The organism is Dongia deserti, assembly GCF_003574735.1.
GTDB lineage: Bacteria > Pseudomonadota > Alphaproteobacteria > Dongiales > Dongiaceae > Dongia_A > Dongia_A deserti.
The window spans coordinates 24,539-37,386 of the sequence record NZ_QORW01000020.1; the positions used below are offsets into that span (position 1 = coordinate 24,539).

The 12,848-nt window shown below is 62.4% G+C and carries 12 protein-coding genes and 1 tRNA gene; 6 read left to right on the plus strand and 7 right to left on the minus strand.

From position 1 onward, the window contains the following. Positions 1-26: 26 nt before the first annotated feature. Together preA and DTX69_RS24440 are read right to left on the minus strand one after the other, a co-directional pair. Positions 27-1,301 (minus strand): NAD-dependent dihydropyrimidine dehydrogenase subunit PreA, encoded by a 1,275-nt coding sequence (gene preA, locus DTX69_RS24435; protein ID WP_119304203.1) that lies wholly within the window; start codon positions 1,299-1,301, stop codon positions 27-29. Positions 1,302-1,327: 26 nt separating this feature from the next. Next, the gene (locus DTX69_RS24440; RefSeq protein WP_119304204.1) at positions 1,328-2,692 is read right to left on the minus strand and encodes an NAD(P)-dependent oxidoreductase; all 1,365 of its coding nucleotides are present in this window, start codon (positions 2,690-2,692) and stop codon (positions 1,328-1,330) included. Positions 2,693-2,920: 228 nt separating this feature from the next. Here DTX69_RS24440 and DTX69_RS24445 point away from each other — a divergent pair, with 228 nt between their 5' ends. Continuing rightward, positions 2,921-3,574, plus strand: coding sequence for a TetR/AcrR family transcriptional regulator (locus tag DTX69_RS24445; protein ID WP_119304205.1), 654 nt, complete (start codon positions 2,921-2,923; stop codon positions 3,572-3,574). A gap of 50 nt (positions 3,575-3,624) precedes the next feature. On the opposite strand, the gene DTX69_RS24450 is transcribed toward DTX69_RS24445, so the two are convergent. From DTX69_RS24450 to DTX69_RS24460, 3 genes are all read right to left on the minus strand, one after another. Next, positions 3,625-3,792: a hypothetical protein gene (locus DTX69_RS24450; RefSeq protein WP_162917525.1), complete on the minus strand. Its 168-nt coding sequence runs from the start codon at positions 3,790-3,792 to the stop codon at positions 3,625-3,627. A 495-nt stretch (positions 3,793-4,287) separates the two neighbouring features. Further along, the gene (hydA, locus tag DTX69_RS24455; protein WP_119304207.1) at positions 4,288-5,739 is read right to left on the minus strand and encodes a dihydropyrimidinase; all 1,452 of its coding nucleotides are present in this window, start codon (positions 5,737-5,739) and stop codon (positions 4,288-4,290) included. 391 nt (positions 5,740-6,130) lie between these two features. Then, positions 6,131-6,207, minus strand: a tRNA-His gene (locus tag DTX69_RS24460). A 231-nt stretch (positions 6,208-6,438) separates the two neighbouring features. Between DTX69_RS24460 and DTX69_RS24465 the strand changes: the two genes are divergently transcribed. After that, positions 6,439-7,626, plus strand: a complete 1,188-nt coding sequence (locus tag DTX69_RS24465; protein ID WP_119304208.1) for a pyridoxal phosphate-dependent aminotransferase — start codon at positions 6,439-6,441, stop codon at positions 7,624-7,626. Positions 7,627-7,677: 51 nt separating this feature from the next. On the opposite strand, the gene DTX69_RS24470 is transcribed toward DTX69_RS24465, so the two are convergent. Then, positions 7,678-8,088, minus strand: coding sequence for a DoxX family membrane protein (locus DTX69_RS24470; RefSeq protein ID WP_119304209.1), 411 nt, complete (start codon positions 8,086-8,088; stop codon positions 7,678-7,680). 108 nt (positions 8,089-8,196) lie between these two features. Next, a complete protein-coding gene (locus DTX69_RS24475; protein WP_162917526.1) occupies positions 8,197-8,958 on the minus strand; it encodes an aminopeptidase in 762 nt (253 codons plus the stop codon). Between the two features lie 180 nt (positions 8,959-9,138). Here DTX69_RS24475 and DTX69_RS24480 point away from each other — a divergent pair, with 180 nt between their 5' ends. From DTX69_RS24480 to glnA, 4 genes are all read left to right on the plus strand, one after another. Next, a complete protein-coding gene (locus DTX69_RS24480) occupies positions 9,139-9,489 on the plus strand; it encodes a YciI family protein (protein ID WP_119304278.1) in 351 nt (116 codons plus the stop codon). A gap of 8 nt (positions 9,490-9,497) precedes the next feature. Continuing rightward, a complete protein-coding gene (locus DTX69_RS24485; protein WP_119304211.1) occupies positions 9,498-10,754 on the plus strand; it encodes an RNA polymerase sigma factor in 1,257 nt (418 codons plus the stop codon). 158 nt (positions 10,755-10,912) lie between these two features. After that, positions 10,913-11,251: a P-II family nitrogen regulator gene (locus tag DTX69_RS24490; RefSeq protein ID WP_119281141.1), complete on the plus strand. Its 339-nt coding sequence runs from the start codon at positions 10,913-10,915 to the stop codon at positions 11,249-11,251. Between the two features lie 76 nt (positions 11,252-11,327). Then, positions 11,328-12,737 carry a type I glutamate--ammonia ligase gene (glnA, locus tag DTX69_RS24495; RefSeq protein ID WP_119304212.1) on the plus strand — a complete coding sequence of 470 codons (1,410 nt, stop codon included), beginning with the start codon at positions 11,328-11,330 and terminating at the stop codon, positions 12,735-12,737. The last annotated feature ends 111 nt before the right edge of the window (positions 12,738-12,848 follow it).

Consider the following 12,848-nt stretch of genomic DNA (forward strand, 5'->3'; position numbering starts at 1 on the left):
TTTCCTGATCTTGCGCGCACTCTAGACTATTCCGCGGCCTTGCGCATCGGGTTGCGCGGATCCTGCGTCCAGTTGAGATAGGGCTTGCCTGTATCAACCGAAACCATGCTGATGCAGTCCGGCACCGGGCAGACATGGGCGCATAGGTTGCAGCCCACGCATTCCGCCTCGATCACCTCATACCGCCGCGTGCCGTTGTCCTTGATCTTGGCAATCGACTGGTGCGAGGTGTCCTCGCACGCGATGTGGCAGAGCCCGCACTTGATGCACTTGTTCTGGTCGATCCGGGCGATGCTCTTGTAGTTGATGTTGAGGAACTGCCAGTCGGTGACGTTCGGCACCGCCCTGCCCCGGAAGTCCTCGATGGTGGCGTAGCCCTTGCTGTCCATCCAGTGCGTGAGGCCGGAGATCATGTCGTCGACGATCTTGAAGCCGTAATGCATCGCCGCGGTGCAGACCTGCACCGTCCCGGCCGACAGGCTGATGAACTCCGCCGCGTCGCGCCAGTTAGCGATGCCGCCGATGGCGGAGATCGGCAAACCAAAGGTATCCGGATCGCGCGCGATGTCCGCGACCATGTGCATGGCGATTGGTTTCACGGCCGGGCCGCAATAGCCGCCATGGGTGCCCTTGCCGTCCACCGTCGGCGTGGGCGCCATGATGTCAAGGTCGATCGAGGTGATGGAGTTGATGGTGTTGATGAGAGAGACGGCATCGGCGCCGCCCTCCTTGGCTGCGCGTGCCGGCTTGCGGATGTCGGTGATGTTGGGCGTCAGCTTCACGATCACCGGCATGCGCGTGTGCTGCTTGCACCACTTGGCGACCATGCCGACATATTCCGGCACCTGGCCGACCGCCGATCCCATGCCGCGCTCCGACATGCCGTGCGGGCAGCCGAAATTGAGCTCGACCGCGTCGGCGCCCGTATCCTCCACCAGCGGCAGGATGCCTTTCCAGGCCTCCTCCGTGCAGGGCACCATCAGCGAGACGACGACGGCGCGATCCGGCCAATCGCGCTTCACCTGCTTGATCTCGCGTAGGTTCACGTCCAGCGGGCGGTCGGTGATCAGTTCGATGTTGTTGAAGCCGATCATGCGCTGGTCGGCGGAATGCAGCGCGCCATAGCGCGAGCTGACATTCACGATCGGCGGATCCTCGCCCAGGGTCTTCCACACGACGCCGCCCCAGCCCGCCTTGAAGGCGCGCACGACGTTGTATTCCTTGTCCGTCGGCGGCGCGGATGCCAGCCAGAACGGGTTGGGCGACTTGATGCCGAGAAAGTTGCTGCGAAGGTCGGCCATGTCGGTTCTCCCTTTCCAGCCGTTCGCTATTTCGCGCCGCGGAGAGTGCGATCGATCGCGTGGGCGGCGACCTTACCGTCCTCGACGCCCTGTACCGTAAGATCGGTGCCGCTGGCGACGCAGTCGCCGCCGGCCCAGACATTGGCAAGCGAGGTCTTCATTTCCTCATTCACCGCGATCTTGCCGTCCGCCAGATCGAGCGACTCACGGGCCTTGCCGTTGACCGGATCCTTCACGAACTTCTGCCCGATCGCCTTGAACACATGATCGCACGGGATCGCGAAGGTGTCGCCGGTGCCGACCAGGCGGCCGCGGTCATCCAGCGCGGTGCGCTCGAACTCCACTTCCTTGACCGCGCCGTTGTGCCCGATCAAGCGGACGGGGCGCGCCCAGTGCTTGATCTTGACGCCGTTGATCTGCGCGAACTCCTGCTCATGCCAGGTCGCGCTCATGTTCTCCGGCGCGCGGCGATAAACGAGCGTCACATCCTCGGCGCCAAGCTTCTTGGTCTGCACTGCGATATCGATCGCGGTATTGCCGCCACCGATCACAACGACCTTGCGGCCGACTTTTAGTTTGCCCTTGTCCGATGCCTGGCGCAGGTCAGCAATGTATCCGACCGCATCCATGACGCCGGATAGTTGCTCCTCGCCCTCCAAGCCTAGTGCATTAACGCCTGAGAGGCCGAGGCCCAGGAACACCGCATCGAAGTCGCGGCGGAGCTGATCAAGTGTGATGTCGCGGCCGAGTGCCTGGCCTGTCTTCACGCTGATGCCGCCGATGGAGAGGACAAAGTCCACTTCCGCCTGCGCGAAGTTATTGACTGTCTTGTAGGCGGCGATCCCGTACTCGTTGAGGCCGCCCAGCTTGTCCCTGGCATCGAAGATCGTGACATCGTGCCCGAGCATCGCCAGCCGGTGCGCGCAGGAGAGACCTGCGGGCCCGCCGCCGACGACCGCGACGCGCTTACCGGTCGGCGCCTGGCGCGTGAAGGGATAGCGTCCGTTCTCCATCAGATGATCGACAGCAAACCGCTGCAGCATGCCGATATTGACCGGCTTGTCTTCCGACGTGTTCCGCACGCACTTGTCCTCGCACAGAATCTCCGTCGGGCAGACCCGCGCGCACATGCCGCCGAGGATGTTGGCTTCCAGGATCTTCTCCGCCGCGCCCAGCGTGTTGCCGGTGTTGATCATGCGGATGAAGTTCGGGATGTCGATCGAGGTCGGGCAGGCCTCGACGCACGGCGCGTCGTGACAGAAGTAGCAGCGGCTGCTTTCGATCAGCGCCTTCTTGCGATCGAGCGGCGGCTTGATGTCCTCGAAATTGGCGGCAATCTCATCCGGCCGCAGGCGGCCGGCGGCAATGTCCGGTGTTGCCGATTGCGTCATCAACCCCTCCCATGGGTCTCAGCCACAAATTCACTCCGGCTCGAGGTCCGCCACGCGGCCCCTGAACCGACACTGGCTTAGTCCACGAGCAGTGTGCGGAGATTTGACCAATTGATCAAGATTTTTCTGACCGAATGATCAAGTTTTTTCTTCCCTTCATCGCCGGGAGGGAGTCCAATATGAAACGATATCAAGAGGAGATCAGGTGTTTTGGCAGTAAGCGATCAAGTGAACGCTGACGTCGGCAACGGGGGCGGCGTGCGGCAGCGCAGCCGGGCCAGCATCGAGCGGCGCATTCTGGAGGCCGCGGAATCGGTTTTCGCCGAGGCGGGATTCAACGGCGCCACCACCGCGGAGATCGCACGCCGCGCGGCGATCCCCAAGGCCAATCTGCATTATTACTTCAACACCAAGGAAGAGCTGTATCAGCAGGTGCTGACCGGCATCGTCAACACTTGGCTGCACACCGCGGACGAGATCACGATCGATGCCGATCCGGCGCAGGCCCTCGCCCACTACATCACCGCCAAGGTCGAACTGGCGCGCGAGCGGCCCATCCCATCACGCGTGTTCGCCAACGAGATCATCCACGGCGCACCGCATCTCGGGAAATATCTCGGCAGTGAGCTGCGCGCCTGGGTCGATACGAAGGCCAAAGTGATCCGCGGCTGGATCGCCGCTGGCAAGATGCGCGACATCGACCCCAAGCATCTGCTGTTCATGATCTGGGCCAGCACGCAGACCTATGCCGATTTCGCCTCGCAGATCTCGGCCGTGCTGGGCAAGGAGCAACTATCACCGCAGGAATACAAGGCCGTCGCACGCCAGGTGACGGAGATCATCCTGCGCGGATGCGGCCTGACGCCGCCGACTCAAATCTGAGCAGGATAAAGAGACGTCGCCGCGGAAAGCCGCGGCGACGTCACAAGCGTTCAGTGCCGCGTCACTTTGGATCTGTCAGCCTTGCGCATCATCATTTCCGACGCCACCTCTCCGGCAACGTCGATAAAGTGCGCGACTTCCTGCATGCGCAGTTCTCGCGCCATCTTGCTCAACCGAACGAGTTCCTTGCGAATATGGTTTTGGTCGACGTTACTCATGTGTGCTTTCCCCTCATCTAGCAGCCACACCCAAAGGCCGCCCAGCCTGATCCCTTAAGCTGGCCCCTCGTTCGGGTCATCACCCCCACCCAGCGCCACAAAGGCTCTTCGGCCTTGGTGTCCCTGCATGGGCGATGAACACTCCATCATCAAATCGATCGATCCGACGTCGAATATCCCGCGGCACATCGCAATCGAGCCCCACTTTTCCTCGCCTTGCGGCGAGGTACTCTCGCGAGCGACGCCCCGAACGTTTGCCGACCGGAACAAAAAACCTCAGGCCGTCGGCAAGCCAAAGTGTCCACAGTTTTCTTGTACCGAGTCAAGCGCGGTCCTATTTCGAGGACGTAAAGCCGCGCGCCGTTGAATTGACAGGCAAAAACCGCGGCCTCGATATCCTGCTTTTATCATACGATTGGTGACGGCAATTCTCGCCGGGCGAAAAACAAAACGGCCGGCGAAACGCCGGCCGCTTCAAGGGGAGGAGGACTGCAATTATTGCGCGGCTTTGCGCGGGACGGATCGCGGCGAACGTGCTGCATTCACCTTGGCCAACGCTTCGAACATGGAATGGAACGGCGGACGGTTGATGTAGCGGCCCGCGCCCTGCTCGACATTCAGCTGACCTTTCTCCCACACCACCTTGCCCTGGCTGATCGTGTGGCTCGGGATGCCCTTCACATTCATGCCTTCGAAGATGTTGAAGTCGACCTTCTGATGATGCGTCTTCGCGGAGATCGTGCGCGACCCTTCCGGATCCCAGACGACGAGATCCGCGTCGGCGCCGACGCTGACGGAGCCCTTGCGCGGATAGATGTTGAAGATCTGCGCCGCATTGGTCGAGGTGACCTTCACGAACTCGCTTGGCGTCAGGCGGCCGGTGCCGACGCCGTGGTGCCACAACACCGACATGCGGTCTTCGACACCGCCGGTGCCGTTGGGGATCTTGGTGAAGTCGGTTCGACCCATCGCCTTCTGGTCAGCGCAGAAGCAGCAATGGTCTGTGGCGGTGGTCTGCAGGTTGCCTGATTGCAAAGCGCGCCACAGATATTCCTGGTTCTCCTTCGGCCGGAACGGCGGGCTCATCACGTGTGCGGCCGCATAGTTCCAGTCGGGATGGCGATAGACCGAATCATCGATCAGCAGATGGCCGGCGAGCGCCTCGCCATAGACGCGCTGACCTTCGAGCCGCGCACGGATGATCGCTTCGACCGATTCCTTGCAGGAATTGTGCACGATGTAGAGCGGCGCACCGAGCACCTGCGCGATGCGGATGGCGCGGTTGGCAGCCTCGCCCTCCACCTCGGGCGGGCGCGACAGCGGATGACCTTCGGGACCGGTGATGCCGCGCTTCAGGATCTCCTGCTGCAGATGGAACACCAGCTCGCCATTCTCCGCATGCACGGTGGCAATGGCGCCCAGCTCCTGGCAGCGCGCGAAGCTTTTCACCAGATTCTCATCGGGCACCATGATGGCATTCTTGTACGCCATGAAGTGCTTGAAGCTGTTGACGCCGCGATCCTTCACCAGCGTCCCCATGTCGCGATAGACCTCATCGCTCCACCAGGTCACGGCGACGTGGAAGGAATAGTCCTGGCAGGATTTCTGCGCCCACTCGCGCCACTGATCATAGGCGGTCAGCAATGAGGTCTGCGGCGCCGGGATCACGAAGTCGATGATCATGGTGGTGCCGCCGGCCGCGGCCGCGGCCGTGCCGGTGAAGAAATCCTCGCTCGCCACCGTGCCCATGAAGGGCAGCTGCATGTGGGTATGCGGATCGATACCGCCTGGCATCACATACTGCCCGCCGGCGTCGACGACGCGGGCGCCACTGGGCGCATCCAGATTGGGACCAACCGCCTTGATCACGCCGTCGGCGCAATAGACATCGGCGCGCGCGCTGCCTTCGGCCGTCACGACGGTGCCGCCACGAATCAGCAGGGACATGTGCTGACCTCCCCTTCAATTTTTCCGGTGGGACTGCTCAGGCTGGCATCCCGAGACTTGTCCAATTGGTCAGATTCTACCGCAGGGTGAAGGGAGAGACCAGAAGGAATTCAGCGTGCCCGAGGATCAGCAAAAAAGGCAGGCCCCGAAAGCCTGCCTTTTCTGCTGATCTTTCAGCGACGGATCGCTCTTGAGGCGACCCAGAGACCGTGTCATCCCAGAACTTGGACCGTGGCTCGCGCCAACTCGAAAACGCACTGTCAGCCTGCGACCGACAGGCGCAGGAAGGTATCCCAGCTTTCCCCGGGAGTCACGCGGAAACTTCATGCCTGACCTGCATCGCCGGCATGTAGCATAACCGTCGCCTATGGCCGGCTAAGGAAAGGAAATTTGGGGCGAGTGACCGGGATTGAACCGGCAACCCCCAGATCCACAATCTGGTGCTCTAACCAATTGAGCTACACCCGCCACCGCGCCGGGGGTCTAAACCAGGGAGCCCGCCCGGTCAAGGGTTTGGGCGATAGTTGGGCTTGGTGAACTTCCCTTTCAACGACATGGCTGCTGTCGCCATTCCGCAAATTCCTGTCGGCGGGGACAGCCATCGGCCGTGGCCAAGTCCATAAAATCCGCCGCTGACTAAGGGGACCACCGGCGGCGGGCCCCATGACCGCAACGAGGACTGCGAAGAGGAAACAAGAGATGCTTCAGTTGGCGAGCGGCATGAGCCGCCTTGGCACCGAATCCGCGTTCGAGGTCCTGGCGCGCGCCAAGGCGCTGGAGGCCCAGGGCAAGTCCATCATCAGCCTGTCGATCGGCCAGCCGGACTTCCAGACGCCGGGCCACATCGTCGAGGCCGCGATCAAGGCGCTGAAGGACGGACATCACGGCTATACCCCGGCCAACGGCATCGCCCAGGTGCGCGAAGCGGTCGCCGCCGACCTCAACCGCCGCCACGGCGTGGAGGTCGATCCCGGCAACGTGCTAATCGTGCCGGGCGGCAAAGTCACCATGTATTTCGCGATCTCGATGTTCGGCGAGCCTGGCGCCGAGATCATCTATCCCAACCCCGGTTTCCCGATCTACGAATCCGTCATCAAGTTCGTCGGCGCGACGCCGGTGCCGCTGCCGCTGCTCGAAGAGAACGGCTTCGGCTTCAAGGCGGAGGATGTGCTGTCGCGCATCACACCAAAGACGCGCCTCATCATCATCAACTCGCCCGCCAACCCGACCGGCGGCATCTGCGTGAAGGCGGAGATCGATAAGCTGGTCGCCGGCCTCGCGCAGCATCCCAATGTGGCCATCATGTCGGACGAAATCTATTCCGAGATGCTCTATGACGGGAACGTGCACACCAGCCTCCTGAAGTACCCGGAGATCGCTGACCGGCTGATCGTTCTGGACGGCTGGTCCAAGACCTACGCGATGACCGGCTGGCGCATGGGCTATTCAGTCTGGCCGAAATCGCTGATCGACCACGCGACGCGGCTCTGCATCAATGTGCATTCCTGCGTGAACGCAGCCGCGCAATGGGCCGGCATCGCGGCCTTGACGGGTCCGCGCGGCGAAATCGACAAGATGATGAAGGCGTTCGACGAGCGCCGGAAGTTTGTCGTCACCGAACTGAACAAGCTCCCCGGCGTCTCCTGCATCACGCCGCTCGGCGCGTTCTATGCCTTCCCCAACATCAAGAATACAGGCCTCAAGTCGAAGCAAATGGAAGTCGGCCTGCTCGACGAAGCGGGCGTTGCCTCGATTGCCGGAACCAGCTTCGGCTCCTACGGCGAAGGCTATCTGCGCATCTCCTACGCCAACAGCCTGGAGAACATCGCCGAAGCGATGCGCCGCATGCGCGGCTTCCTGGAGCAGCACCGCAAAGCGGCGGAGTAAACTCAGGCAACAGCTTGGGAAGAAATGGGCCGGCGCAATCCGGCCCATTTCTTATTTGGCGAACACGCTGCGGTCCCAGTGGCGCAGCAGGAACAGCGCCAGGAAGCCGCCGAGCACCGGCACGCCCGCGATGAACAAGTGATTGATGGGATCGCCCCAGGGATTGATGAGTTCGCGCCACGTCACCAGCACGGTGATCGTGTGCAGGGCCAAGGCGGCGCCGTAGACGACGGTGCGGAACAGGCCCAGGATCATGCAGAGTGCGATGGCAATCTCCGCTGCGCCGAACACGTAACCGAGCGTCTGCGACACATCCAGTCCGTAGAAGTGGCTCCAGATCATGATGTTGGACTGGGGCACGACGAACTTCTCAACGCCCCACTGCAGCAGGAACAAGCCGAGCGTAATGCGCAGCGCCAACAGAGCGCGGAACAGTGCCTTCGAAAGAGCTTCGTCTGGCATCGGATCCTCCTGATGTTCTCACCGACTACCTGGGCAGCGGTGTTACCGTACCCTGCGTAGAAAGGGCACTGTCAGGAAGTGACAGCAAGCGATATGGCCGGCCAGCTACTAGCTGGGGGGAGATGCTGCACCCGCCTCCGCGACGATCATATCGGCGAGCTTGGCGTAGCCGGCGGCCTTGAGCCTCTCCACTTGGCCCTGATCGGAGCTCGCACGATTGATGGAAGCGCTGATCGCGCTGTTTTCGATCGACTCCGGCAGGATCATGCGCCAGCGGCCAGTTTCCACCTCGATGATCGCCGCCTTCAACCGGATGCGCATGTCCTGCGATTCATCCGGAACGACAGCACCGACAATCGGAACCCACGAGATGGCCTTGGTGACGCCGCCTGACCGCAGAGCTTCCAGTTCACCCCAATAGACCAGGATATGCCGATAGCCACCCTGTGCGGCCGCCAGGCGGAGCCGTTCGCCGAATGAGCCCGGCTGCGCGGTGCTGGCCGTGTTGGCATGCGGGTAAGCGGGCCGGCTTGGAACGCCGGAGAACGGTGACACTTGGAAGTGGTGCTTGAGCGCGTCAGTCATGAATTCATCCGGCACCAAAGCACCGGATTGCACGACCAGCAGCGGCTTGCCAAGCTCGGCCGCGACGGGACGGTTGTCCGCCAGGGCGGCCTTGATGTCGCCGCCGAACTTCTGGTCGCGCTCTTGCGGAACAAACAGGTCGAGCTCGTCGATCTCGCCTTGATAGAAGGCGTTCCTGCCGTAATAACCGTCCTCCTGATAGCCGGAATTCGAGATGGAGCGCGAACTGCAGGCGCCGAGGGCAGCCGCCAGCAGCGCCAGCGCCATGACGCAGGTCCGAAACATCGATGTCCCCTGTCTTACCGTAGACCGGACTTCACTACCGCCACGCTGCGGCTAGAATGCGGCGGGATTGGGGAAAGACCGGGACGAAGAAAAGTTTGCGTGCCCTGTCGAAATCCGCCGCGGTCGAACGTCATTGAGCCGGCGGTGCATGGGCGCCGCAGCAACGGCCAGGAGATGATCATGAAATACATGCTGCTGATCTACGGTGACGAAGAGAAGATGCGCGCGATCCCCAAGGAGGACGCCAGCAAGATGCTGCCGGCCTATTTCGCCTATACCGAGGCGCTGAAGAAGGCGGGCATTCTGCTGAGCAGCGATCGCCTGCAGTTCACGAGCAACGCCACGACGATCCGCATCCGCGACGGCAAGACCAATGTGGTGAACGGCCCGTACGCGGAGGCCAAGGAGCAGTTGGCCGGCTATTACCTCATCGATGTGCCCGACATGGACAGCGCCCTGTCCTGGGCCTCGCGCTGCCCTGGCGCCAGCTCCGGTACGGTCGAGGTCCGGCCGGTCTGGGTGATGCAGTAAGTAGGTCCGTGACGACAAGGCAGGGCGAGCAGCCGGGCCACGTGGCGGCGGAAGCCATCGCGCGCCGGAGCTATGGTAAGCTGGTCGCCTTTCTTGCCGCGCGCACGCGCGATGTTGCAGCGGCGGAGGACGCCCTGTCGGATGCCTTCGCCGCCGCGCTCGCCGAATGGCCAGCACATGGAACTCCCAGGCGACCCGAAGCGTGGCTGCTGGCGGTGGCGCGGCGCAAAGCGATCGATGCCGCGCGGCGCCGCCACACCTGCGATGCCGCCGCAACCGACCTGCGCCTGATGGCCGAAGAGATTGAAGGCCGCATGACGAACGCATCGGAGATTCCCGATGAGCGCCTGTCGCTGATGTTCGCCTGCGCGCATCCGGCAATCGATGCCTCCATTCGCGCGCCACTAATCCTGCAGACCATTCTCGGCTTCGATGCGGCAACCATCGCATCGGCATTCCTGGTGGCACCGGCAACGATGAGTCAGCGCCTGGTGCGCGCGAAGCAGAAGATTGCGATAGCGGGCATTCCGTTTCGCACTCCCGAGCGCGCCGATCTGCCGGAACGTTTGGACGCGGTGCTGGAAGCAATCTACGCCACCTTCACCGAAGGCTGGTCCGATCCCGTCGGCACGGAAGCAAAGCGGCGCAACCTGGCCGAAGAGGGAATCTGGTTGGGCAGGCTCGTCGCGTCGCTGCTGCCGGACGAGCCGGAGGCACTCGGTCTGCTCGCGCTCATGCTCTATGCCGAAGCACGGCGAGCAGCGCGGCGCGATGCCCAAGGCGACTATGTCCCACTGGAAGAGCAGGACACTGCGGTCTGGGACGCGGCACTCATCACTGAAGCGGAAACGCTGCTGCGCGCCGCCAGCATGAAGGGCGCACTCGGGCGGTATCAGCTGGAAGCGGCGATCCAGTCCGCTCACGTGGTGCGTCGCCTCGCCGGCCGATCCGATTGGGATGCCATCACCCAACTCTACGATGCGCTATTCGCCCTCACCCGATCGCCGGTGGTGGCGGTCAATCGCGCGATCGCAATCGCCGAGACGCGCGGCCCGGCGGCGGGCTTGGCTGAACTCGACGCATTGCACGCGCATCGGCAGTTGGCCGCGTATCAGCCGTACTGGGCGGCGCGGGCCGGATTGCTCGCCCGGTCCGGCGCAGCGGCGGAAGCGGATCGGGCGTACGAGCTGGCGATTGGACTGGAATCCGATCCGGCCGTCCGGGGCTTTCTGGAGCGGCGCCGAGAAGCGATCTGGGCGCGATAGCGCATCTGCCCAAATTGCAGGCACAGTCGCACAAATCTTGGGCAAAGAGGGCGTTGGACATGGCCCAAAAATGGCGCAAAGCTGGGTGTTGACCCGCGTTGTCGCTTGGCATGACCCTTGCTGATACGCGGTTGGTCGCAGGCCATTCAGGTGTTCAAATGAAGAAAATCGAAGCCATCATCAAGCCGTTCAAGCTCGACGAAGTGAAGGACGCGCTGCACGAGGTCGGCATTCAGGGCTTGACCGTCACCGAGGCAAAGGGCTTTGGCCGGCAGAAGGGCCATACCGAGCTCTATCGCGGAGCGGAGTATGTCGTCGATTTCCTGCCCAAGATGAAGCTGGAGGTCGTGGTGGAGGACCACATGGTGGAGCGTGCCATCGAGGCGATCCGCCAGGCGGCCGCCACCGGACGCATCGGCGATGGCAAGATCTTCGTACTGAACGTCGAGGAAGCGATCCGCATCCGCACCGGCGAACGCGGCCCGGAAGCGATCTAACCAGAACCCGTTGTGGGGGGCACCGGCGGCCTGACCGCCGGACTAGTCAATCATCTTCAGAGATCAGGAAGGTATCATGTCGAGCGTCAGAAAAGTGTTGGATCTCATCAAGAAGGAAGAGATCCAGTATGTCGATTTCCGTTTCACCGATCCCATGGGCCAGTGGCAGCATCTGGCGCATCACGTGTCGACCATCACCGAGGAATTCCTGACCGAAGGCGTGATGTTCGACGGTTCGTCGATCACGGGCTGGAAGGCCATCAACGAATCCGACATGACGCTGATGCCGGACTGCGACACCGCGGTGCTGGACCCCTTCTCCGCCCAGAAGCTGCTGGTCATCTTCTGCGACGTCGCCGAGCCGCTGACCGGTCAGGCTTACGGTCGCGACCCGCGCTCGATCGCCAAGAAGGCGGAAGCCTATGTGAAGAGTTCCGGCGTCGGCGACACCTGCTATTTCGGCCCAGAGGCGGAGTTCTTCGTGTTCGATGACGTCCGCTACGACGTCAAGATGAACGAGACCTATGTCTATCTCGACTCCGAAGAGGGACCGTACGTCTCCGGCAAGAAGTTCGAAGAAGGCAACCACGGCCACCGCATGAAGGTGAAGGGCGGCTACTTCCCGGTAGCGCCGCTGGATTCGGGCGGTGACCTGCGCTCGGAGATGCTCTCCACCCTCGCCGCCATGGGTGTCGAGGTGGAGAAGCACCACCACGAAGTCGCGCCGAGCCAGCATGAGCTGGGTGTGAAATTCGGCACGCTGGTGCACTGCGCCGACGCGATGATCAAGTACAAATACGTGGTGAAGAACGTCGCACACGCCTACGGCAAGACAGCGACCTTCATGCCGAAGCCGGTCAAGGGCGACAACGGCTCGGGCATGCACGTGCATCAATCGATTTGGAAGGGTGGCAAGCCGCTGTTCGCGGGCAACGGCTATGCTGATCTGTCCGAGACGGCGCTCTACTACATCGGCGGCATTATCAAGCATGCCAAGGCCATCAACGCCTTCACCAACCCGACAACGAACAGCTACAAGCGCCTGATCCCCGGCTTTGAGGCTCCGGTGTTGTTGGCCTACTCCTCGCGCAACCGCTCGGCCTCCTGCCGCATTCCGTACGTGGCGAGCCCGAACGGCAAGCGCGTCGAGGTCCGCTTCCCCGATCCGCTCGCCAATCCGTACCTGGCCTTCTCGGCCATGCTGATGGCGGGCCTGGACGGCATCCAGAACAAGATCCATCCGGGCGACCCGATGGACAAGAACCTCTACGATCTGCCGCCGGAAGAGCTGGCTGACGTGCCGACCGTGTGCGGCAGCTTGCGCGAAGCGCTGCAGTCGCTGGAGGCCGACCACGCCTTCCTGCTCAAGGGCGACGTGTTCAACAAGGACTTCATCGAGGCTTACTCGGCACTCAAGTGGGAAGAGGTGTATGCCCTCGAGCACACGCCGCACCCGATCGAGTACCAGATGTACTACTCCAACTAAAACCCTACCGCGGCCTGCGACCCGCGGAATACCGATCGCCCGCCCCAGATGTCTCCCTCGGGCGGGCGATCTTTTTGTTTGACATCGTATCGGCTAGCTTGGGCGCTCACT

What these genes read in the sequence shown, in the direction of transcription:
- DTX69_RS24475 (WP_162917526.1), bottom strand. Translation starts at nt 8,958, where the DNA reads ATGTTTCGGACCTGCGTCATGGCGCTGGCGCTGCTGGCGGCTGCCCTC.
- DTX69_RS24480 (WP_119304278.1), top strand. Translation starts at nt 9,139, where the DNA reads ATGAAATACATGCTGCTGATCTACGGTGACGAAGAGAAGATGCGCGCG.
- glnA (WP_119304212.1), top strand. Translation starts at nt 11,328, where the DNA reads ATGTCGAGCGTCAGAAAAGTGTTGGATCTCATCAAGAAGGAAGAGATC.
- DTX69_RS24440 (WP_119304204.1), bottom strand. Translation starts at nt 2,692, where the DNA reads ATGACGCAATCGGCAACACCGGACATTGCCGCCGGCCGCCTGCGGCCG.
- DTX69_RS24470 (WP_119304209.1), bottom strand. Translation starts at nt 8,088, where the DNA reads ATGCCAGACGAAGCTCTTTCGAAGGCACTGTTCCGCGCTCTGTTGGCG.
- DTX69_RS24490 (WP_119281141.1), top strand. Translation starts at nt 10,913, where the DNA reads ATGAAGAAAATCGAAGCCATCATCAAGCCGTTCAAGCTCGACGAAGTG.
- preA (WP_119304203.1), bottom strand. Translation starts at nt 1,301, where the DNA reads ATGGCCGACCTTCGCAGCAACTTTCTCGGCATCAAGTCGCCCAACCCG.
- hydA (WP_119304207.1), bottom strand. Translation starts at nt 5,739, where the DNA reads ATGTCCCTGCTGATTCGTGGCGGCACCGTCGTGACGGCCGAAGGCAGC.
- DTX69_RS24465 (WP_119304208.1), top strand. Translation starts at nt 6,439, where the DNA reads ATGCTTCAGTTGGCGAGCGGCATGAGCCGCCTTGGCACCGAATCCGCG.
- DTX69_RS24450 (WP_162917525.1), bottom strand. Translation starts at nt 3,792, where the DNA reads ATGAGTAACGTCGACCAAAACCATATTCGCAAGGAACTCGTTCGGTTG.